Source organism: Adlercreutzia shanghongiae (assembly GCF_035830635.1).
In the GTDB taxonomy this organism is placed as follows: domain Bacteria; phylum Actinomycetota; class Coriobacteriia; order Coriobacteriales; family Eggerthellaceae; genus Adlercreutzia; species Adlercreutzia shanghongiae.
Map to the genome: position 1 here is coordinate 25348 of NZ_JAYMFI010000005.1, position 25996 is coordinate 51343.

General features: G+C 64.7%; 1 protein-coding gene (cut by a window edge). It reads left to right on the forward strand.

Annotated elements, in window-relative coordinates; genetic code table 11:
• Positions 1 to 25996, forward strand: part of the annotated coding region (locus VJ923_RS03795; RefSeq protein WP_326438720.1) for an InlB B-repeat-containing protein (this coding region is incomplete at its 3' end). 17904 nt of the annotated region lie to the left of the window's left edge; 25996 of its 43900 annotated nt are in view.

Genomic DNA, 25996 nt, shown 5'->3' on the forward strand with positions numbered 1-25996 from the left:
CCGCTCGATCTGCCGTTGTACTCCGGCACCCTGCACACCAATACGGTGTACGGTTCCTCCAACACCGCTGCCGACAACTACATCGTCCAGCGCTTCGACCGCTCGCTCATCTTCGTGTCGAAGATGTACTACGACGCCGTGAGCCGTGCGGCCTACGCCGACGTGAACTCCGGTGAGGATGTCACGGACAAGAGCGACTCGGTGGTGGAGAAGAGCCTGCTGGAGAAGGTTATCCGCAAGCCCTGGATCGTGGAGGACTACACCGGCGACGAGGGCGATTACGCCAACCCCGACGTGGATGCCGACAGCCCGCTGCGCGATACGGCTCGCTGGATGCTGGAGAGCGCCGACTACGAGATCTACAACTGCGAGTTCGACGAGAACGGCAAGCCCGATCTGAGCACGCTGGTGGCAGGGGAGGTCGTCTACGAGACGAGCGACCCGGTTTACGCCGAGGACGGCACCACCATCATCACGCCGGCCGTGCCCAAGGGCTGCGTCATAAGCGTCACGCAGATCCAGGAGGCCGAGAGCGCCGACGAGAACGGCGAGGGCGGCCATGGCCCGCGCGTGCGCGTCGTCGTGTCCTCCGGTCCCACCCAGACGGTGGACCCCTCGGAGGCCCTCGCGGCCATGACCGGTTCTCCCTGGGAGCTTGAGGTGGCCGAGGGCGATCCGGAGCCGGATTACGATGCCGACGCGGAGAACGCCTCCGAGGAGCTCAAGCAGACTGTCCGTTGGCAGCTGGGCAACCTCGGCTACACCGTGTGGGAGACCACCCAGGAGTTCTCCGACGACTATGCCGCCGGCACGGTCATCAAGGTGGAGACCTACGAGCCCGAGCAGCCCATCGAGGGCGTCAAGTACGTCGTCGTGACCGTCTCCAAGGGCAAGAAGGGCGAATTCGAAGATTACATCTCTCAACCATATAATGATGTAATGGAGGCTCTCGGCAAGCTGACCGACGAGACCACGGGCAAGGCCTTCCGCTTCGCCGACCCCATCTACCAGGCCGATGACGCCTTCCTTACGGATACCGTCATGAATATCGAGCGCGTGGCCGATGTGGTGGAGCACGAGACCATCCGGACCCCGGTGCTCGACGAGAACAACGACCCCACCTATGACGACGAGGGCAACCAAGTCTTCCAGGACACCGACGTTGAGGTGCGCTACCCGTGCCTGCAGCTGACCGTGTGCTCCGGCAAGACCGAGAAGACCCGCGAGGCCGAGCTGTTCACCGAGCAGCAGTCCAAGACCCTGGCGGCCGTGCTTGAGGCGCTGCGCGCCGAGGGCTACACCATCGACTACACCGAGGGCGGCTCGGGCGATTCCGGCGAGGAAGGCGGCGACGGCGAGGAGGGCGGCGACGACACCTCGACCACCGAGCCTACGGGCACCGGCGTGGTGTACGCCGAGAACGACGACATCGCCGTGGGCAGCGTCATCTCCGTCGAGCGCGTGGGCGAGTTCACCGCCTACGGCGACGGCGAGCTGAAAATCACCGTGTGCTCCGGCAAAACGCGCGACACCCTGCTGAACGAGCTGTTCGCAAGCCTGCGCGGCATGGAGATCGAGGACGCCATCAAGGCCATCGAGGCCGAGGGGCTCACCGTGGACGAGGACTACCTCTATGAGGCGAGCGACCCGGTCTACGAGGCTGACGGCACCACCATCAAGGTGCCGGCCGTGCCCATGGGCAAGGTGCTCTGCGTGGAATACAAGGTCACCGTGCCCGAGCCGGCCGAGGGCGAGGAGCCCTCTGAGCCGGTGATCGACAAGACGTGCGTGGTGCTCTACATCTCTGCGGGCCCGAGCCCCGAGGAGCCCTCCGGCTCTATCACCACCCCGCCTCTGACCGGCGGCACGACGAGCACCGAGCCCGACTACTTCGATTGGACCGAGGTGCTCAAGGGCACGGCCTCCAGCCAGCGCTTCACCAACTACACCACCGGTTCGAATGTGTCCGGCGGCAATACGGGCCATCATCCGGGCCACTCCGGCTGCTGGGGCTCCTCGGCCGACGAGGGCACCGGCGACATCTCCATCGGCTACAAGGGCCAGGGCTCGTTCTTGGTGGACTTCCGCCAGGTGACGACCACCCCGAGCGCCCTGAACCAGGTGACTGCCGACATTAAGCCGGAGTCCACCAGCTACATGGAGCAGGGTTACTCGAATATCTGGTACAAGCAGTGCCCGTCTCACAGCGGCTGCTACTGGTCGAAGGTGTTCCGCCACATTTACGGTACGCCCTCCAGCTGGATCACCGCCTCGAACCAGCATGCGAACTCCGCCAGCTCCATCTGGGCCATCGGCGGCTACCACAGCTATTACAGCTGCTACCGCTACGAGTACCAGAACGGCAACCAGCACTACGACACCGTGGGCGGCAAGACCTACAACACCGGCGCCCACCTGCAGATCGTCCAGTCCATCAACGGCAACGGCTTCGATGCCTACTACCTGAAGATCAAGCTGCAGGCCCTGCCGTATCTGGACAAGGTGACCGTGGACTTCTCCAAGGGCAACGACCTCACGTTCACCGGCGCGGAGATCCGCCGCCAGTACTTCGAGGACATCTCGAAGCTCGAGCTGGATGCCGATGGCAACCAGACCACGACGGCCAAGACCCCCACGCCCACGTCGGTGCAGGTTGATTCCGAGGGCAACTACTACTTCCGCATCAACCTCATGAACTACGAGGTGGACGAAACCACCGGCACCATCACCCACAACAAGTCCTTCGGCAAGAACTCCGACGATGCCTATCGCGACACCTTCGACGAGTACAGCGACGCCGACATGCCGCTGTTCAAGGTGGACAAGATCATCTACGACGTGACCATCAACCAGGGCTCCGTGGGCGAAGATGGCAGGCCCATCGATCCCGACTACGGCACCTGGTTCGGCAACTACCAGACCGACCCGAAGGCCTGGCTTAACCAGATGTCCTTCGAGGTGACCGGCCGCTTCGTGCGCTCGAACACCACGGTGGAGTCCACCTCCGAGGTCAACATGACCATCGGCGGCGATTACTCCGGCGACACCTACGTGCACAAGGCCGCCCAGCGCTACGACTCTCCGAGCCAGCGCGCCCAGGCCGTTACCACCGGCTCGTGGTCGAGCGCCGAGGCCGCGTCTCTTACCGGCGCCAACGACCCGAACGGTCGCGGTTCGTGGTCCTACCGCAACTACCACCGCACCGGCGGCTGCTGCTGGGGTCGATACCACCACAACCACTTCTTCACCTTCGACGAGGGCAAGATGCGCCATCTGCGCACCTCGAACCGCTTCACGGTGTACGACAGCCGCAACTTCGTGCGCACCTCCATCAACCAGAACACCGGCTCGGTGGGCTCGAACGTCATGGGCTCGTGGAACAACAACACCGATAACGGCTCGGAGGTTCGCAGCTTCGCCGGCGACGACCACTTCTTCGTGTCGCTGTACCGCTGGGCGCCCGGTTCGAACAACACGAATTACGGCAACCACGACTACCGTCCGTGGGGCAACTACCTGTCCTCGGCCGACAACATCCGCATCACCGACGACTTGCCCACGGTGTATCCCGACCAGGACATCGAGTACTACGGCTTCGTGACCACGGGCCTGCGCTTCATCCGCACCCTGGGTCTGAACGAGACCGGCCCGGTGGACGTGGAGGCCGCCGACGGCGGCGAGGGCACCGAGACCATCACCGGCGCCCACGGCAAGATGCTCAAGACCGCTACGGATGTGTGGGGACACCTGAACCCGAAGGTGAACTACGCGGCCCGCGAGCGCGTGCGCAACTTCGATGATGTGGCCATCACCATCAACACCACCCAGTGGGAGAAAGATCCCACCTACGTGCGCGACCGCGACAACGCCACGAAGAACGGCTACAAGAAGACGGGCAACCGCACCTTCATCATCCGCAAGGAGGCCACCTACCTCAAGCATGCCGAGCCGGTGCCCTACACCCAGGACAAGCTTGATCTGGCCTTGGATTACTACACCTTGACGGGCGAGAGCACCTACGCGTTGGTGAAGAACCCGAAGCCGGCCGACATGGACGACTACTACGTCTACGAGACCCCGGTCAACTTCGATTTGGAGGATTGCTCGCTGGATGAGAGCTGGGGCTTGGACGAGCTGTTCACCCAGGGTCTCGACAACCACGGCGACGCCATCATCTACTTCAACCGCGCCAGCGACCACAACGCGCCCTACACCTACGACGCCGACTTCATGCAGCCGGGCAACTGGAACGCCGCGCCGGTGTACCGCTATGCCTACGATAAGGCCACGGGCACGACCGTGGTGCAGTCGGGCACTACGGCGGACAACCAGCCGCTCACCTTCAACTTCCCCGACGGCGAGCTGGTGACGAGCTATTCCATCGATCTGGGCCCCTACGGCGGCGATGCCGATGCCACCACCGAGACCGCCCGCGCCTACGACGGCGACGCCGGCAGCCCCTCGAACGTGTCGGACTACGCCATTTTGGGTCGTCCCTACATTTACAAGAACCAGAACAACAAGCTGTATGCGGCCAATTCCAAGGCCGGCGAGACCTTCGTGAACTCAGAGCTCGCGAACCTCACCGACCGCGAGAAGTGGTACAGCGACTACATCGCCAACGCCGTGCATCGCGTGGACGTCACCTACAACCACTACTATGAGCCGGCGAAGTACGTGCAGACCGGCGCGAAGCAGTACTACGGCGCCAACAACTGCAACTACTACACCAACGGGGCCATCAAGTGGTGGCAGCAGTGGCGCGACAGCAACTCCTACAACCGCTGGTACGACACCGAGGTGGCCACGGACTTCGCCTGGCTGGCGGGCTATCGCATCCGCGCCGGCTACTCCACGGGCATCCAGACCGAGGCCAACGGCGCGAGCTACGGTGAACATAATGTTTATACCGACGACAACGACGCCTACACCCACGAGAACAAGCGCAAGGTGACCATCGGCAAGGACGAGTTCAACAACGGCATCAACACCCGCACGACGAGCCTGACCCATTGGGACGGCAACGCCAACGCCTACCTGAGCAGCCTTGAGAACCTGAAGTTCTACACCGACACCCGCGCCATTTACGACTACGAGCGCGAGGACAACCTCACGCCCACCAAGGGCACCTTCGAGGTGCGCTTCCGCAACCGCAAGGACCAGGGCAAGAGTGACAGCGACTACATGCGCGCCGCCCACATCAGCGAGGTGACGCTGAAGTCTACCATCGACCAGAACCTGGGCACCGACTTCCTGAAGGGCACGGGCAAGGCCTACCGCCTGCAGAACCTGTACGTGCCGGCGTATCTGGTGGGCAGCAACAAGTGCACCGCCACGTGCACCACGTGCGTGGCGCACCAGGATGGCGCGACCGGCGAGTGCCCCGGGGACGCCAGCTGCACCTGCACCACCTGCGACGGCCGCTGGTTCAACGCCACGAAGTTCACCTTCACCTACCTGGACGCCAACAAGGCCGAGCAGACCGTCGAGCTCACCTGGGATGAGCTGCAGGCGGCCGGCTGCGTGAGCGGTCCGTGGAAGGTGGCCGGCGCGGGCGTTACCACCACCGACACCCGCATGGACGACGCTGGCGTGAAGAGCAGCGATTACGGCGCCACGGGCCACAACCTGAGCGGCACGGGATACCCGAACTACCAGAAGACCTACACCTGGAACTACAACAAGGCCACCATCACCGCCGACGCGGCGGCCGGGGGCGTGCCCACCGACGAGCGCGGCTACTTCAAGCTGCTGGAGACCGTGGGCGGTGCGGGCGCCGATAAGGACAACCTCATCCCCGACGCCGACGGCGACTACATGATCGATGTGGAGCGCCTGCTGCGCGTCTGCTCCGAGCCGGTGTACGCCACCGATGCGGACGGCAACCCCACCGACACCCTGCTCGGCTACAAGAACCTGGCCGGCGAGGGCGCTGTGGGCGCCGCTGCCGTGGTGAACACCAAGGGCGAGCCTCTGTCCCTTTCCACCTACAAGACCTCCGAGTCTACCAACACGAACTTCGTGTCCGGCACGGCCAACATCAACGAGGAGGAGAAGCAGTACGCCTGCGCCCTGTTCACCTCCGTGGAGATCGCCTTCAAGTCGCTGAACGGCAACCGCCGCGTGTCCACCACGCTGCTCGACTCCGACCAGTCCCTCACCCGTCGCAGCGAGTCCTTCAACGCCGACGGCACGGCGCTCGGCGGCACGTTTGCCACCGACACCCACTTCGACACGCTTTCCAACTACGCCTTCCGCTACGACGGCGTGTACGTGGATCGCCCCATTGAGGACTTCACCACGGCCACGGCTGCCACGAACCTCGTGCGCCGCCCGCTGGGCCAGACGGGTACCCTCGTGCCCGGCGACGCCTCGTCGTTCGGCAACCCCGGCAACTGGAACTACAGCTCCACGCCGGCCTTCGGCAAGCAGGCCAACCTGTTCAAGGGCACCGAGTCGCGCCACGAGCTGACGGTGACCTTCCTGAAGTTCAAGGACCCCAACGCCGAGACCAACGACAACACCACCAACAACATGGCGAACAACGTGGACCGCTATGTGGACAAGTGGGCCAAGTACAAGGTGGACCACACCATCGGCACCATGGACATCAACTACGTGCGCGGCCGCAAGATCGCGCCGGCCATCAACCATGGCTCTTACAACGAGAACTACACGGTGACCAACCCGGATACCGGCGAGGAAGAGACCGCCAGCCGCAAAAACCCGCTTTCCAAGGACACGGTCTTTGCCTACGATGCCGACGACCGTTCCATGACCAACGTGTTCAGCTTCGAGCCCACCAACACCGCCAACGACATTCCCGACGGCGCCCTGTACGCCGGCGACTACGTGGAGTACACGCTCTATGTGGGCGCGAATGACGCCTCCCGTCTGCCGCTGCAGCATGTGGATGCCCGCTTTACCGTGGCCAAGGGCCAGCGCATCGTCGGTTGGGAAGTAGTGCGCGAGGGCACCGAGGCCCTGAACACCGTGGGCGCTGCCAACGACTGGCATGACGCCAGCGGCAACGCCATCCCCGAGGAATCGGGCATTTTGGGCGACAAGGTGACGGGCAAGCGCCACGGCGTGACCGACGATGAGGGCAACATCATCCGCACCGATGTGGCCACGGTGACCGCCCTTATGATGGACGGCAACGAGAACATCACCATGGATTCGGTGCCCGCCTCCACCGACGTGACCAAGGTGGCCCACAACGCCACCCGTCCCGATACCGAGAGCACCGAGGAGGGAGCCACCAAGAAGGTGACCGTGGCGCCGGACGGTGCCAATGGCGAGTTCAACGAGGCCAACCGCGTCATCGTGTTCTCCGTGGGCTCCAAGACCCAGGAGATGGCCGCCGGCGAGGGCGTGTACCTGCGCGTCATCACCCAGATGACCGACGAGTGGGAGGACGCCGACTACAACGAGACCGACAACGAGGCGTTCACCGGCGATGACGACTCGCCGAAGGCCAAGGCCCAGACGGCCACGGCCACGCTGAAGGCCACCTCGGCTCCCATCCACGGCTACACCCAGTACCGTGTGGAGGACCAGCGCACGGGCGACCACTACAAGACCCTCTACGACGAGGGCCTCTACGGCATCAACTACTACCACAAGACGGGCCTGACCGCGAACCTCACCAACCGCCGCCTCTACGGCGCCGAGGTGTCCTCGTCGGTGCGCTTCTACCGTCACGACTCCGACAGCCACGCGGTGCTGCGTCGCACCACGCCGCTGTACACGGCGGCCTATCCGGCCGATCCAGGCGATGGACTCATTGCGTCTACCCACAACACCCGCGACGCCAAGGACCAGCTTAAGAGCCTGCCCGGCGAGAGCTACGATGCGACCACCAACGTGCGCAACCCGCTCGTCTACGGCTCTACAGCCGTGAACCACTACACCCAGCCGACCATCACCTCGGCCTGGACCGAGCACTCCGGCACCCGCGGCGGCATCGCCAACCAGGACGGCAACCCGTTGAAGCTCACCATCGCCAACCTCACCAACCCGACGTTCCACACCAACGACGTCACGGTGACCGTGCGCTTCACCAAGGGCTTCAATACCACCCTGCAGATTCCCACCGGCGACCGCATCTTCGAGGTGTACGGCCACAACATCGACTACCACTTCGATAAGGGTGTGACCGATGTGGACGGCCGCGTTGCTAGCGATCCGACCGGTAACGGCAGCGTGCTTCCCGCCAACACCACAAGCGGCCTGAACGGTGCGGGCGTTATTCCGGTGACGAAGAACAACGCCATCAAGGCCCCGGGCCGCGAGAACGTGCGCATCGAGTACTACGTGCCCATCACGGCCAGCGACGATGCGGCCAAGGCCGAGGGCATTCTGGGCGCCTCCAACGAGCGTTTGGTGCGCGATGGCGAGGGTGCGGTGAAGGGCGCCTGGTTCGAAGAGGACCAGGACGCCGATGAGCTGACCCGCTACATGGAAGGCCGCAGCCACCAGGTTGAGGGCACCGACAGCGTGTACAACATCAATCTGTACCGCGAGGCTCTGGCCATGCGCTGGACCTACTACGACGTGCCCGCCACTTCCGATGGCGTGAGCGCCTTCAAGCTGGACAACGTCGTGCTCAACGGCGTGGGCCGCTTCGTGGACACCCGCGGTTTGACCAACCCGTGGAGCGACATCGCCAACTCCTACACGGAGAAGGTGTATATGGACGTGGCCTACAGCCACTACCACAACGAGGCCACTACCCTCGACTTCCGCGGCGCGGCCACCCGTGCGGTCACCGATGCGGCCAAGCGGGGCGACTACGCCACCACGGCCGACTTCATCCGCGCCATGGTGGAGGCCCATCGTGAGGGCATGACCATCTCCAAGGACGTCACCGCGGTGGCCGGCGTGCCCGGCGAGCTGGCCTTAGCCACGCTGGCCCTGTACGCGGCCGGCGAGGACCCGACCGATAACGCCGGGGCCGTGCACCACGGCGAGTGGCGCGTGAAGCAGAACGCCTACAACACCACGGCGGACATCACCGTGTACCGCCGCAGCCCCAACGCCCAGTTCCACAACCAGGTGTTCCAGACCCGCGAGCAGGCTCTCGGCACCCGCGAGAACCCGGCGGACTACGACGAGAACGCCGCGCAGAAGACCGGTTACGTGGCGGGGGAGACCTTCTGGTACAAGGACACCGTGGTCAACGCCAACCTGGCCGTCAATGCGACGGACATGTCCACTGGCACCTCCAGCTGGAGCGAGCAGGACGGCACCTTCAACTCCACCAACCACAGCCACGGCTCGTCGTCCTCGATGACGATGAACTTCGCCTTGGGTAGCACAACGACCATCAAGTGGGAGTACCGCGTGTCCTCCGAGGGCAACTACGACCGCCTGTACTACTACGTCAGCCGCTACGACGAGGACAACGACCGTTGGGTGAGCTACACGAGCGGGGGCGGCTGGTCCGGCGAGACGGGCTGGCAGAGCCATGCCATCAGCCTGCCCGAGGGCACCTATCGCCTCGAGTTCCGCTATTCCAAGGACGGCTCGGTGCACCGCGGCAGCGACACTGCCTGGGTGCGCAACCTGAACATCGACGCCCAGAAGGACGAGGTGAACGAAAAGGAGCGCGGCCGCGATAACCAAATCAAGGGCACCCGCGAGAACTCCGCCGGCGAGGGCGAGATGTACAACGTGGTGTTCTACGAGCGTCTGCCGCTGGATTACCTGAAGCAGGCCGCCGCGGCCTCCTACAGCGAGGACAAGAACACGGTAAGCAAGCCCGGCACGGATATCGACACCGCTTATCTGGAGCGCGTCGTGGCCGAGAACGTCGTGTGGCTCGACCGCTTCGGCAACGATGTGACCGCCGAGCGCCTGCGCGGCCTGAAGCCGAAGGTCACCCTCGTGAGCGAGGAGGCCACAAACGCGGCCGACTACGGCGGATCGATGAACTACAGCTCGCAGTACACCGGCATCTGCATCCAGCGCACCGCCGGCACGAGCGACTGCCTCTACGGCGGCTCTAACACCTATACCTCGGGTAAGGCCTTCAACGATATTGACCCGCGTGAGGCGGGCACTTCCAATGACACCCGCTTCGGCCTGTTCAAAATCGAATGGGTTGTTGATGAGGATTATAAGGTGCCCTCCGATGCGGTGAACGCTGACAAGGGCATCGTCAAAGATCCGAGCGAGAGCCGTTACGTAAACGAAAACGAGATGACCACCGGCTCGAAGCTGTCCGAGGAGCACACCGCCCTGCGTCCGACCGACCGTCCCGACTACACCTCCACCTGCATGGAGGTAGGCGACGTGCTCTCTATCGCCATTCCGGTGCGCGCGGCTGAGGAGAACCTGCCCCAGGTGTACAAGAACCTGGAGACCTCGAACACCACGCCGAAGAACGCCGACGGCTCTTCCAACACCCTGGGCGCCGAGCCGGCCTTCTTCCCGCGCATGGGCGAGTTCTACTACTCCAGCTACCATTTGCACTGCGGGCATCCCGGCTGCCCGGCCGGCAGCTTCTTCGTGAACCCGGGTCCCGGCGTTTCCGATTTCACGCTGTCCGGCTCGGTGACGGGCACCCAGAAGATCATGAACCAGAACGTGCTCATGGACATGGATTCCCTGCTGCACGAGTCGGCCTTCACCTCCGACAAGCCCAAGCACGTGGATACCTACGAGATGTTCTCGCGGGCCTACACGTTCATTCCCGGCACGTCGAACAACACGGTGGCAAGCTCGCTGGCTGGCGGTGCCATCGGCGAGTCGGTCATTGGCACCACCGGCTACACCAACGCCAACGACTACGGCTCCTCGGGCCGCAACAACAAGTTCATGGACGCCGACGTGGCCACGGCCAACAACATGCAGAAGGTGAGCTACTACCTGTCCTCCACGCCCACCACGGGCAATGTGGGCACGGCCATGGCCGCCCTGCCGCGCAGCTTCACGTTCCTTACCAAGGACAAGATCAACACCAAGGGCGTAGGCGAAATGGCCCTGGTGCGCGACTACTTCCGCTATGTCACCGCGAGCCGTATCGCCGACGCGCTGTCTACCACCGCGGCCAAGCAGGGTCGCGCCAGCGCCACCCAGGACACGGTGGTGAACACCGCGGCCACCGACGCCGCCGCCGTGAGCAAGACGCCGCTCGTGTGGTCCCAGACCCGCGTGCACATGCAGAAGGCGTGGCTGGCCACCTCCTCCGAGATGGTGTCCGACTTCGATAGCCGCACCGGTGCGGCGAACGCCAGCGACGACTACCAGGCCGCGCGCCACTACACCAACAACGAGGACGTGAACTACCTCAGCCGCCTGAAGGCGGATATGGCCACAAGCGCCCTTGCCCAGAACCAGTACAACGACCGCGAGATCGAGTACGGCCAGTACGAGGACGCCCTCGAGTTCGGCCAGACCTACAACAGCCAGCTTACCGCCTACAACTACGGCGACCGCAACCTGGACGGCGTGAGCTTCACCTACATCATGCCCCGCGGCGCGGAGCCCGTGGTGGACGAGAACGGCACCATCTCGGTTTCGGCCGAGCTGCTGAAGTCGGTGGGCGCTGCCACCACCGGTATCGGCACCAACGACCGCGCCCCGTTCGTGAACGAGACCTACGCGGACATCGATGCCTCGCTGGTAGATATCCAGGTGCTGCAGACGCCCTATGGCGCCTACCACGGCTACGACGCGCCCAGCGAGTCCCAGGACACGGCCCGCTACCGCACCAACAGCCGCCTGAACGGCACCGCCTCGGACGACCTGTCCGTGAACCTGCTGCGTTCCACTTACACCAACACGGCCGGCGGCGCCGGCACGGACGAGGCCGATGCCACCTACGGCATCAAGGTGGAGCCCGAGCGCATGAAGGGCGCTCTGTACACCCAGAGCTCTCAGCCCTGGGTGCTGAAGATCACCGTGAAGCAGCCGCTCGGCAAGTGGTTCGGCCGCAACGTGGACAACTACGCCAGCGACGCCGCCGACCCCGATCCCTCGCTGCTCACCGAGTGCTACACCGACGGCGGCTACAAGCTGCGCGTGAACATCCGCAGCCACATCTTCGGCAACAACGAGTCCGAGAAGTGGTACGACCGCGTGCTCACCGCGCCGTGGGACAACACCGCCATGACCGGCGGCGTCGATTCCGCCACCACTGGCGCCGGCCTGATCAGCGGCGGCCGTCCCGACGACACCACGCCGACCCGTCCGGTCATGCCCGAGGGCGGCTACTACGCCGACGGCACCACCTTCTACAAGTTCGACTCGTCGCTCAAGGGCGAGCCGGTCTCCATGACCGGTGCGCTGGGCGAGGACGGCAAGCCCGAGGCGCTGCCCCGCGTATCCCGCGTGGATCTGCCCTCCGGCGGCTGGGAGACGACCACCATCAACGACAACGGCTCCCGCACCATCCGCGCCTACGACAAGCGCGGCACGATGACAAGCGAGCGCACCGAGGAGTACTCCACCGGCTTCGGCTACTACATGTGCGACGGCTTCTACCCCGTGCCCACCGAGAAGGTGTCCGGCTTCGTGGGGCTCAACTACCGCGATGTGGTCACCCCGCCGACCGAGGGCTACATGCCCGGCACCATCGTCACGCCCTGGACGCCCGATGTCGCCGCTTCTGCCAACGAGCCGGCAGCCCAGGACGAGACCGAGACGCCCGGCACCGACACCGACCCCGAGACGCCCGAGACCCCGGAAACGCCCGAGACCCCCGAGATTGACGAGACCGAGGGCGTGGCCGGCTATGCCTACGTCTATACCGACGAGTCCTACATCATGGTCACCGTCGTCGACTACAACGGCGAGCTGCGCTACGAGTACACCGAGGAGAGCATGAACGTGCGCGGCGACGGCAACGGCGACACCGGCAACACCGGATCGGGCCTGGACGACCGCGAGCCGTTCAACTCCAGCGCCTACTACCAGATCTACGACGTTGACCACTTCGAGGGCAACGCCGCGAACCTGGGACGTCGCCAGAACGTGCAGCCCTACGGCATGGACTACACCTGGACGCTCATCAGCTCAAGCCACGTGGGCGCCCACGCGCCGCTCTACGGCCAGTTCTACGGCTCCTACAACATGCCGGCCGTGAACGGCTACACCATCCAGAACAACACGGTCATGACCGAGCCGGAGCTTGCCGGCGCCAACCTCGAGCTGGCCGAGCTGGCTCCCATGGGCCTGAAGGTGGCCGACAACGGCACCGATGGCAAAAACGGCCAGGTCATCTGGAACGACGCCTTGAAGAACGGCAAGACCATCTACGCCCAGACCGGCTCTTACGCCATCCAGCGCAAGCCGGTGGTGCGCGTGTGGAACACCGTCACCGAGTACCGCTCCGAGGCGGGCGACACAAGCCACCCGGAGCGCTTGAACAACGAGACCTATTACGTTGACACCGAGGCCGACGTGCGCCAGATCAACGTTCACGTGGAGAACCGCGACTGGCTGGCCGAGCAGCCCTACAGCTGGTATGCCAACTCCTACGGCACCTGGAAGAACGGCAACGGCCAGTGGTCGAGCCAGTACAAGAACAACTACGCCACCGACGGCGGCCAGAAGGGCTCGCTGCCGCTGCCCGTGGTCACCGTGGTGCTGCCCTACGGCGTGGCCCCCTACAACAAGACCACCGGCCAGCCCTATCCCACCGGCAAGCTGGAGGAGGGGCAGACCGCCTATCCGGTGTCGGTGATCGATCCCGAGGATTGGGACATCTCCTACACCGTGGGCGCCAATGCCGACAACATGGATGCCGTGGGCAACGCCACCGAGCTCGTGCCCACGAACGCCGCCGAGATCGCCGCGGCCGAGGAGCACAACAAGAACCTCGCCGACGGCGAGGCGGCCATGGATGTTCCCGAGCCGATCTACGACACCACCGGCTACCGCGTGCTGAACTCGGTGGATGCCAACCAGACCAACGAGTGGAAGAAGGCGAACTTCCGCGTCACCTCCACCTACGAGATGGTGACCACCACGCCCGAGAACGGCGTGGCCGCCCACGAGATGCGCTACGTGGTGCGCTTCGAGCCCATCGCCGACGGCTACAACGACGCCCGCGACCTCATCACTCAAATTGAGAACGGCGGCCTGGACATCTTCAAGATGAACGTGGTCACCTACGACGAGCCCAAGCGCGAGCCCGACGAGCCGGCCACGGCCAAGAGCTACGACAACATCCGCGCCTTCGTCACCTCCAAGGTGGACGGCTTCAAGTACCTCACCGACGAGAGCTTCACCGTGGAGGGCGCGGGTACCCGCTCGCCGTTCACGGTGGCCTCCATGGCCGAGCTGAACCTCGCTCAGCGCCGGGCGAACAACAACAATTCGAACTGGTACGCCTACTTCCCGGGCTACTCTGAGGACAAGCGCCTCGACGCCTCCCAGAACCCGTACTCCGACTACGGCGTCATCCGCTATGCCGGCCGCATCCCGGTGAAGTACATCTACAGCGGCGAGAAGACCCAGGACTTCCAGCCGAAGAACTTCCTCACCGGCTTCAACGGCACCTACACCGAGTCCACCGGCTCGGTGCGCTACGCCAACGAGTCCGACAACCGCGACCGCACCCTGCTTCTGTACGGCAACAGCGCCGCGGCGCAGCCGGGCCCGGGCCTGTCGGTGGGCGACTACCAGCTGACCGACCGCCAGTTCGGCCTGTCTTCGGCCACTACCAAGGGCCTCAACGGCAACAACGACACGCTGGCCGTCCGCCCGGAGAACTTCACGAACCGCAACGTGGGCGCGCCGCTCAACCACTACGATTCCGGCGTGTTCAGCGCCGTGAAGCTGCGCACCAAGGTGCCGACGCTCAACGTGTTCTACGAGGTTGAGGCCAACCCCGAGGACCGTCCGAGCGATATTAAGGACGCCGGACACGTGGTGACCACCCTGCCCGGCACCGATGCGACCGGTTTGGGCGCGGCCATCAACGACATCATCAACGTGGACGGCTCGGTCGTCACCTCGCCGCACTCGGTGGTGAACGCCGACGGCTCGGTGACCACCACCCGTACCCTGCGCGACACCAACAACGTGAACCGCATCTACGTGGAGGAGCGCCGCTACCCCGACGGCCGCGTGTACACGAAGGTGGACCAGAAGGACGACGAGGGCAACCCGAAGTTCTGGGCCGAGCGCGAGAAGAACGCCGACGGCTCCCAGGTGGTGCTGCGCATCAAGAGCTACAAGACCACCGCCGAGACGACCGACGATGACGGCAATGTCGTCCCGGCCTCCACGAAGTGCAACTGGTCGCTGGAGAAGAAGTTCGACATCTCGCCTCTGACCGGCGTGGTGAACGAGACCAACGCGTACCTGTACCAGGGCGACTACCTCACGAGCGTGTTCGGCCAGAACGCCGCCACCGATGCCTACGTGCACGAGTACTACAAGTACTCCACGTGGGAGGAGATCACCACCATCGAGTCCGACGAGAAGCCGCTCGACGGCGTGACCTTCATGCGCAAGTCCAGCATCACGGGCAACTACGTGGAGATCGGCCGCCAGGAGCTCGTGGTTAAGTACAACATGAACTGCGTCGACGGCACCGGCGAGACCAAGGACACTTTCGGCGTGTGCGAGGACGACGTGACCGTGCGCCCGAACGGCTTTGCGCGCGAGGGGTATGTGTTCCTCGGCTGGAACACCAAGGCCGACGGCAAGGGCGACTGGTACGCCGAGCGCGGCGTGACCTCCTTCAAGGAGGAGAGCTCGTCTGCCGGCGTGCTCGCCCCGCGCACCGTGAACCTCTATGCCCAGTGGATGAAGGCCGACGACACCAAGGCCACCATCACCTACCTGCCCAACTACGAGGGCGCCGCAGAGGTCATGCAGCCGTCGGTGGGCACCAAGTACGTGCCGCCGGTGCAGCCTGCCCCTGAGCCGCCCATCGACACCTACGGCGAGACCTTCTACATCTACGACGAGGACACCAAGACCTACATCCAGCTGAACGGCGAGGGCGGCGGTTTGCCCATCAAGCCCGACCCGGTCGTCCCGGGAGAGGGCGAGGAAGGCGAGGAGGGCTCCGGTACCGAGCCTCCCAGCACCATCACGCCGGGCGACGACGCTACCGTTGCCCCGGGCGGCGACGGCGAGGGCAACGAGGGCGGCTCGGTCATCGAGACCCCCGACAAGCCGACCAAGACCGACCCGCTTACCATGGAGGAGATCTACAAGCTGCAGCAGGGCGACGAGACCACGCCGAAGGTGACTATCTACGCCGATGCCAGCGAGGACGGGACGCCGCTGTACAAGGCCGTCACCATCTCCAAGGGCTCTTCCTTCACCTGGACCGGCTACGGCTACACCTTCAAGGTAGATCCCATCGACGACTCCGGCATCGTGAAGCCCACCATCCCGGTGAAGGCCAACGGCTTCACCCGTCCCGGCTACGAGTTCATCGGCTGGAACACCAAGCCCTCCGGCGACGGCGAGGCCTACACGGTAGGGGAGAAGGCCACCTTCCAGAACAACGTGGTGCTCTACGCCCAGTGGCTTGTCGACCCCGATTACGTGGAGCCGACGCCCACGCCGCGTCCGGCCCAGAGCCTCGATGATCTGCTGCCCTTCTTCAGCGAGGTCATCTACGTGTGGGATCGCGACACCGAGGAGTACCTGCCGGCGCACCTGGTGTACGACTCCCGCACCCAGACCTACCACTACGTGACGCTCACTTACCGCAGCGACTGGAAGTCCTCCACGACCCGTACCGTGCGCTTCTTAAAGGAGTACACCGACGGCCGCACCACCATCCGCGACTACGTCGTGGCCAACAAGACGCTGGCCGCGGTGGCCCAGACCGACAAGAACTGGGCCAAGACCGGCTGGCAGTACGATCCGTCGGCCATGGAGTCCTTCGGCATGGACAACGACTGGGTCAACCATGAGACGCTGTTCCTGCCCTCCGAGGACACCGATGCCTGGCAGTACAACGACACGCCGTGGTACGCGGCCACCATCTTGAACTCGGCGGACTACCTGGACGAGAGCGAGTACACCGATATCGTGGAGGCCCAGGGCAACCTGAAGCACGCCAAGCTCGTGTACGCCCTGCATCTGCCGAGCCAGGTGACCTTCTACGACGAGAAGAAGCTCACCGACGACGAGAGCCTGGCCAACCAGTTCCCCACCGAGTACGAGTGGATCGGCGGCTACGAGGGCGACGACTACTCCTTCTACGTGGAGCGCACCTACTTCGACCGCCACGACGTGGACGAGAAGGGCAACCCGAAGAAGAAGACCGAGAAGCTCACGCCCAAGGAGCTTCTGGCCCGCGGCTGGACGGTGAAGATCACCTATCAGCCCGACAACGGCGACAACAGCTACAACACCTCCGGCGTGCGCGACGGCGCCGACAACGCCCACTACGGCAAGCCCGATGTGGACGACGAGGCCGATACGGCCGCCTCGCGCGGCTTGGTCTACGACGAGGGCACCGCGGGCGTGGACCGCTCGGCGCGCGCCATGAAGGACGCCGCCCACGAGCGCGAGGTGGTCACCTTCGAGCTGGCCGCCCCCGATGACGCCTCCGACGAGGAGTTCGGCAAGTACGGCTCGCTCATCGACGGCTTCTACGCCGGCGTGCACGCCGACGGCTATCTGGGCTACGGCGAGTCGGTGACCCTGAAGGTGAAGACCCGCCTGGACAACCTGGGCGATGCCGAGAGCGCCATCGACGAGTCCCTCTACGACGAGACCGGCGCGCTGGTGAACTACAAGAACCAGCTCGCGGCCATCAACGTGTGGGATTCCGACGACTCCACCATCTACGCCACGGCCCACGAGACCAAGCTCGACTGGGTGGATAACGACGATCAGCAGGGCTGGAGCCACATCTTCGACAAGGACACCGATACCGACGCCGACGAGAACAAGGACAAGGACTTCGGCACCGGCAAGGACGAAAAGCCGGTAACCGGCGTGCTGCCCGAGGGCTCGAGCGCCTTCAAGCCGAAGCTGGACGAGGCCGAGACGATCATCGGCACGAAGTTCCACTCCCAGTCGGTGAACCGCTTCTTCCGCGCCGGCAAGAAGACCGAGGACTCCCGCACCGAGGGCATCGACTACGACCGCGACGGCAATATGACCGACGATCTGTACGTGTACGAGACCTCCGGCTACTTCCGCATCCGCAAGCCCTCCGTCTCCGTGCGCGCCGACTCCGAGGCCCTGCGCTCCCTGCGCTCCTCCACCGACTTCGGCGTGGATCTGGGCGGCGACGCTCATGTGAAGAGCGCGAACAACTTCTATATCACCCAGGCCATCAACACCGGCGGCGCGGTGAACTCCTTCGTGCTGGATTGGCAGGTGCCCTACTGGGCCACCGAGGAGGGCACCGTGTACGACACGCCCTTCGAGGACCCCGCGATGGGCGTGGGCCGTCTGCAGAACGCCCTGGAGTCGGTGTCCACCGGCATCTGGGAGGTTCCCGGCGCCGAGTACGCCACCACCTACACCTACAACGGCGCCCCGCTCGTCTTCACCGACGGCGTGGCGACCATCTCTGGTACGGATGAGGACGGCGAGCCGGCCGACATCGAGCTGCATCTGGACGGCTCCGGAAACGTGGTGGACGAGGACGGCTACCCGGCCGAGGGCGTCACGGTTGCCCGCACGCCGGTTGAGGGCAACAAGGAGGCGGCCATCGAGCAGCACCTGCGCGTGTTCATGTTCGCGCGCCTGGCCTCCACCAACGTCGAGGACGACCACAGCGGCTACAACGAGCAGAACGGCACCGAGTACCAAGACCACGAGAACTTCGCCTTGGCCGGCACCGACGCCGACCGCGACTTCTTCTTCGGCGAGGACGACCTCGATCTGTTCGGCGACTCCACCGACTACAACCATGCCGACGAGGCCGCCTGGGTCCAGATCGGCCGCACCGAGGGCTATGCCGTCTCCGACAAGAAGAACGTCACTATCAGCGCCGAGGAGTTCATGACCAGCGACGTGCAGCAGGTGCGCCAGATCCGCTGGATCATCAAGGCCGTGCCCGCCGGCGGCAGCTACCGCGACGATTCGCTGTCCAACAAGGTGGCCGTGCCCCACGGCTTCCGCCTGGATGTGGACGCCATGCGCTCCGAGGACTACGCCGACGAGAACGCCGCGCCCCAGGTTGACATGGACGGCAAGCAGGAGGCCGACGACATCGATCCTCTGCGCAACAACGTGGGCTGGAAGCTGCGCCTGAACAGCCGCGGCGAGGCGCTCTACGACCGCTACGGCAACTACGAGCTGAACACGCTGGAGACCCTCACCCCGGGCATCACCAACGCCGCGCCGAAGCTCGAGTTCAAATCCGACGTCACCTCCGAGGTGAACAAGATGATGGCCGCCCGCAATAAGTGCGACGCCTGCGGCTACATCGGCGAGGAAGTGGGCACCTGCCCGAAGTGCGGTGCGGGCACCATGCGCTCCCGCGAGATCGTCAAGGAGACCGAGGCCGACGTCACGGTGCACCTGAACCACTTCGTGTCCGCCACCCCGCGCTACGACGACACCAAGTACGTCGAGGCCGAGCGCTCCCGCGCCGGCATCTTCCGCACGCCGGCCGACCCGGTGCTCGCCATCGACATCACCTCCGGCTACTTCTCCGGCAACGGCACCACGGGCTACAAGTGGACGACGGACAACCCGACCATCGACAAGGACTCCTCGGCCATGATGCGCTACCGCATCACGCTGTCGAACCTCTCCGACGAGCAGATGGCCCTGCTCGGCTTCACCGGCTACGAGGAGGACAGCTGCGCCAACCCGCAGATCTCCCAGCTGCTGCCCTACTGCGAGGGCTTCGGCGACTACACCCTGCTGAACCCGAGCAAGATCTCCTACATGCCCTACGCCCAGTACATGGCCGACGCCTACGACCCGAGCAAGTACGTGTCCTACGGCATCTTCATGAACGGCGAGGGCGTCTCGGGCCAGCCGGGCTATGTGGCGCCCATCTACACCGGCCCGTGCACCTTCACGGAGTACACGAAGATGCTCGAGGGCTACGACCAGGACCAGAAGGACCTGCTCACCGAGAAGGACTGGACCGTCGAGGGCTTCACGGCCTACAAGCTGGCCAAGTACAACGAGTACCTGGCTACCTGCAAGAACCAGGGCAATCGCCAGTTCAAGTTCTTCGACTGGGACTACGAGACCAAGCCCGACGGACAGCGCCCGGCCCAGAACCTCGATGCCCAGGTGCCCATCTGGACCTACTACATCGTGAAGATGGACGAGAACGACAGCGGCCTTGACCCGCGCCAGGGCACCTATATCCCGATCGACAACAGCGCCAGCCTGCCGCAGATGAACACGCCCGAGTACGGCAGCGACATGAAGATGATGGACAAGAAGGTGGCCTCCACCACCAAGAAGGTCACCACGTTCATGCCCATCATGCGCCTCGATGCCGACGGCGCGGCCGTAAACCTGCGCGATTCTGCCGGCAACAAGCTCGAGTTCTACAAGCTGGCGGTGCAGGCGGACAACACCATCCTGTATGTGCCCATGACCGCCGACGAGATCAAGAACTCGGTGGACTCCGAGGTGTACGTGCTGGACGGCGTCGACTACGTGCCGGTGGAGCTGAAGGCCACCAACCATGCTGCGAACACCGAGCTGACCCTGGACGGCGTGAGCCTTCCCCAGACCACGAAGCTCTATGTGAAGTACGGCAGCGGCGCTTCGGCCACCTACGACGAGATGACCCCCGAGCAGCTGGCCGAGGCCGAGGGCAAGGAGGTCTACTTCCTCGACGGCGGCCACTACGTGAAGGGCACGGTGAAGTCCATTCCCCACGAGGGCGATTCCACCTATGTGCTGAACAGCGTGGAGGTGGCCGAGGGCGATGTGATCTACGGCTACGAGAAGACCACCGGCGGCGATACCACGGAAAGCGCCGTGGACCGCAAGTACGCCACCTGGGCCTTCACGGGCAAGCAGCTGCCGAACAAGAACAGCCCCGAGCGCGGCATCCTGCAGCCGGGCTACTCCATCGTCATCGAGTACCTCATGCCCATCAGCTCCGACAACTCCAAGGCGTCGAACCTGGTGTCCACCGAGCTGCGCAAGACCAAGGCGCTCGGCTACAAGCCCGGCGAGTTCGAGGGCTACACCCTGAACACCGACGACAACTCGGGCAAGACCCGCGGCCTTGAGTCCGACGACCGCGACGCGAACTTGGACGGCATCACCGACCAGTCCATGATCGTCATGGAGCTGAACCCCATCCAGTTCACCACGGCCAAGGGCGTCGGCTCCACCAAGACCGCCACCTCGCAACTGGACAAGGACGTCACCCGCGCGGCCCATGGCCCCGCGGCGGTTCCCGAGGGCACCACCTACTCCTATGCCTCCTCGGCCGTGAACAACGACGACGACAAGAACTCCGAGTCGAACTACCGCAACATCGTGCTCTACGACATCCTGCCCTACGACGGCGACAAGCAGGTGTGGAACGGCGACGGCACCCGTCACTCGCTGGCCCGCGATTCGCAGTGGAACGGCTGGATCGCCGACCTGGACTCCATCGAGGTGCGCCAGTTCTCCGCCGACGAGCCCTCCATGCCCTCCGACGGTCGCGTGCTGAAGGACGCGGCCCTCAACCCGGAGACCGGCGAGCCGGAGACCGGCGCCGAGGTGCAGATCTGGGTGGGCCCCTACACCACCGAGACCCGCAACGGCGTGACCCACGTGCGCAACGGCTCGGTGGACGACCTGCTGTGGCTCTACGAGCTGGAGAAGTACGAGCAGGGCGGCGATACCTACCCGGTGTACAAAGACGACGTCTACATCTACTATCCCGCCGACGGAAGCGCTCCCTCCATCCGCTACCAGAGCAAGGGCGACCAGCTTCCCGGCCCCGATGAGGACCGCTGGGCCCAGTGGGGCGACTACGTCGTCGTGAACCCCGACGGCAGCTACTCCATCCCCACCGACAAGAACTGGGACGACTTCACCGACAACCCCGAGCAGCGCTACATCGTGCTGGACGAGTTCCGCGCGGGCCGCATCGAGTACGACGAGGCCGGCAACATCGATCCGGAGAACTCCGTCTCCGCCGAGCAGCTGAAGCGCTCCAAGGGCCTCATCCCGCTCTCCGAGCTGAAGCAGTACATCGCCAACTACCCCGACCGCGCCGATGAGCTGGTGCACAACCTGCGCGCCATCTGGGCCGAGCCGCTCAACACCACCTACGTCATGCGCGTGGGCTACGTGCGCCTGAACTACGAGATGAAGGCGCCGCTGAACCTGCCCAAGTTCCTGGGCACCAAAAACGGCGACCCGGCGGTCGATCTGCAGGTGCATGTGGACGAGAACGGCGACACCTACCAGGGTTGGGACGAGGACACCAGGGCCGCCTACCACAAGAACGTGGTGCGCGCCGACCAGATGCGCGAGGTGATCCAGTGGAACACCTTCCTCATGCGCGTCAACATGAACACCACCCAGGTCACGGCTGAAGAGGCCGTCCAGGCCGGCGCCTTCATCGACGCCCCGGACGAGCGCGGCTACTTGGGCGACTACGTGTACCTGGATTCCAACTGGGACGGCATCACCAACGACACCGCCACCGGCGTCGAGGGCCAGCAGGACCCCTCCTACCAGGAGAGCGCCAACGGCCGCCGTCTGCTGCGCGGCGAGACCGCCGACGGCGTGGCCTTCGACCACTCCAGGAAGGAGGACGGCTCCTCCAACCTCATCGACCTCGACTACGACCTCGAGGAAGAGGATCCGGGCCTGAACGGCGTGAAGGTGGAGCTTCTGAACTCCTACGGCAACCCGGTCAACCGCGACGGCGAGTGCGTCAAGCTCGTGAGCGACCGCAACACCAACTTCATCCCGCAGTGGGTCAAGTGCGACGCCCGCACCGGCGAGCCCGAGCGCAACAGCTGGGGCGGCTACCGCCTGTCCGACACGGGCGCGCCCTACACCTACACCACCGAGAGCGACTACTACGGCAACTCCGGCTACTTCATGTTCTCGAACCTGGCGCCGGGCACCTACCGTCTGCGCTACACCTTCCCCGACGAGTACTACAACTACTCGCCGACCACCACCAACATCGGCTGGGCCGGCGACGGCTCCCACGACCCGGTGAAGACCGACATCTCCGTTGAGCGCCGCGAGCCCAACGAGGAGACCGGCGAGCCGGCCGCGCTCATCATCACCACCGACAACATCGAGGTGGAGGCGGTGAAGTACGACGACGCCAAGGTGACCCAGGCCGACTACGACCAGCTTTCCGACCCGATCCACCGCGCCTACGATGCCGAGATGACCGGCTACAAGCTGGGCATCGCCCAGGGCGTGACCTTCGAGGGCTTCACGTTCCGCGACGACATGCTGGCCGACGGCACCATGGAGGACGACAAGCTCATCAACTCGCTCATGGACTCCATGGGCGTGGGCGTGGCCAAGGAAGGCGAGACGTTAAGCCTCGAGGACCAGATGCGCGGCGCCACGAGCAAGGTGAAGGACGAGGCCACCGACGAGGTGACGCTCGTCAAGGAGAAGCGCCTGGCGGGCATCCGCATCAACGCCTACGAGTACAATCCCGAGACCGGCTCGGTGTCGGCGGCCATCGCGCGCGACGCCGACGGCCAGACCGCCTCGGTGGTCACGGGCGACGACGGCTTCTTCCGCTTCCGCCTGCGCGCCGGCAAGACCTACGTCTTCCGCACCTCCGACACCGAGGCCAACCGCCTCATCAAGCCGACGCTGAACACCTGGTCCAACGATGCTCTGAAGTATCAGCAGGAGGGCTTCACCTACTACGACTCCGACGAGCTGATCTGGGACAACGACCTGCGCTACGTGTCCGGTTCGGCCCGCAGCTACCCGGTGCCCGCGGTTATCCCGCTGGTGGCCGAGGGCCCCGATGCCGGCAAGGCCATCTACGACGACGTGAAGAACAAGTGGCGCGGCTACAAGCGCTACAACAACCTGGCCTTCGGCTACGTCGACGGCACCAAGGGCTATGTGGGCAACAACGTCTGGAACGACGCCAACTACAACGGCCTGCAGGAAGATACCGAGGAAGGCATCGGCCAGGGCCCGGACGGCGGCGGCGTGAAGGTGAAGATGGAGACCTGGTACTACGCTCCTGTGACCGATCCGGAATACAAGCTCGTGGACGAGATGGCCGAGGCCAACGGCACCAAGGTCCCGGTGTACCTGACCAACGCCGGCCAGAAGACCACGGACAAGACCCAGGCCAAGGGCTACGACCCCAACAACCCCGACGATACGAGCAATCTCGTGCGCTCCCAGGTGTGGGAGGTCACCGACGGCACGGATTACGCGTGGCAGCTCTATCCCGGCGGCAAGCTGCGCGAGGCCTGGACCGGCGACGGCGCGGTTGCGGGCACGTACCTGTTCCGCGATGTGACGAGCTACGTCATCGACCCGCGTGACGAGCGCGAGATCGACGACGACAACAAGACCAAGCGCCTGGCCGGCTACCGTCTGCGCATCGACGAGGAGGACCTCACCAACCTCGCCGACGACTACGCCATCACCAAGCGCGATGCCATGAAGAACGGCGGCACCGCCATCGACGCCGACTCCGACATCATGGGCAAGCCGGAGCGCACCACCGTGCTCTCCCAGGCCTACGACGGCACCCGCGACAGCAACGGCCAGCTCGCCAACGGCAAGCGCACCGACGACGCCTCCACGATGACCTATTACCTCAACGAGCTGGGCAGCCAGCCCGAGAGCGGCTCGTTCGACGACGAGTACATCGTGGTGGCCACGGTCGGCCAGCTGTCGGCCACCGGCGACTACCCGCCCTTCAGCGAGCTGGAGCAGGACAAGCGCTACACGCTGAACTACACCATGACCTACCGCAACGAGACCGATACGGCTCAGAAGGTCGTCGTGAAGGACCCGCTGCCCACGGGCGGCAAGGAGGACGCCGGCGATGCCTACAAGACGAGCCTCGTGAGTGCCAGCGCCACCACCACCGGCGGTGACCGCATCACCTACACCCAGACAATCGACGAGAATCTGGGCGCTATGGTGGAGTTCAGCGAGGTGGAGCTGTCTCCCGGCGAGTCCATCACCGTGAACACGAGCTACAGCGTCTATGCCTACAAGACCATCACCCACCAGATGCTCATCAAGGCCGGCGGCGAGAGCGAGGTGGAGACCAACACCGTTTCCCATAAGGTGAAGCGCGACCTGGTGACCACCATTCCCAACGGCGGCATCGTGCCGGTGCTGCAGAACAAGGCGGCCGTCGAGGGCGATGACGTGCCGAAGATCACCTGGGAATACGACGAGAACGAGCAGAAGGACGTTCCCGTCCAGGATCCCCCGTATCCCCCGAACGTCGAGATGCCGAACTACGTCGGCCAGATGTACACCGCCTCTATCGACAACATCAAGGCCGACCTGGCGCTCAAGGGGCTGAAGCTCAGCTCCGTGACCTTCGAGAACGTGCCCGGCGCCACGAATGGCCAGATTGTGCGCCAGGTGCCTTCCGCGGGCTACAAGAAGTACGCCGGCGCTTTGGTCGACCTGGTCGTGGCCGGCCCGGCCATCGCCGGCGTGCCCACGCCCGAGCAGTACACCTCCACCGACGAGGTGGAAGAGGGCCTCTCGCGCATGTGGGATTCCGTGAGCACCCTGGCCGCTGCGGTCATCGACAAGCCCCAGGCCGTGCCCGCGCCCGACAGCGACGAGCTGCCGGCCCCGCCGACCGGCGCCGACGTCAAGGAAGAGGACCTCAACGCCTGGCTCGTGAAGACCTGGCGCCCGTTCCTCAAGAAGTACTCCGGCATCCTGGGCTTTGCCTACTACGACTTCGAGAGCCCGGGCAACCCGGTGACGAGCAAGATCAACAGCCGTCCGTGGGCCGGCATCGATGCCGCCGAGCTGCCGAAGCTGTACCAGGGCTACCAGGAGCACTATGTGATCCTCACGGCCGATGCCGAGGGCTATGCCACCTACCGCAAGCTCTACAACGGCTGGACCAGCGCGGCCCAGGGGCCGGCCGGCG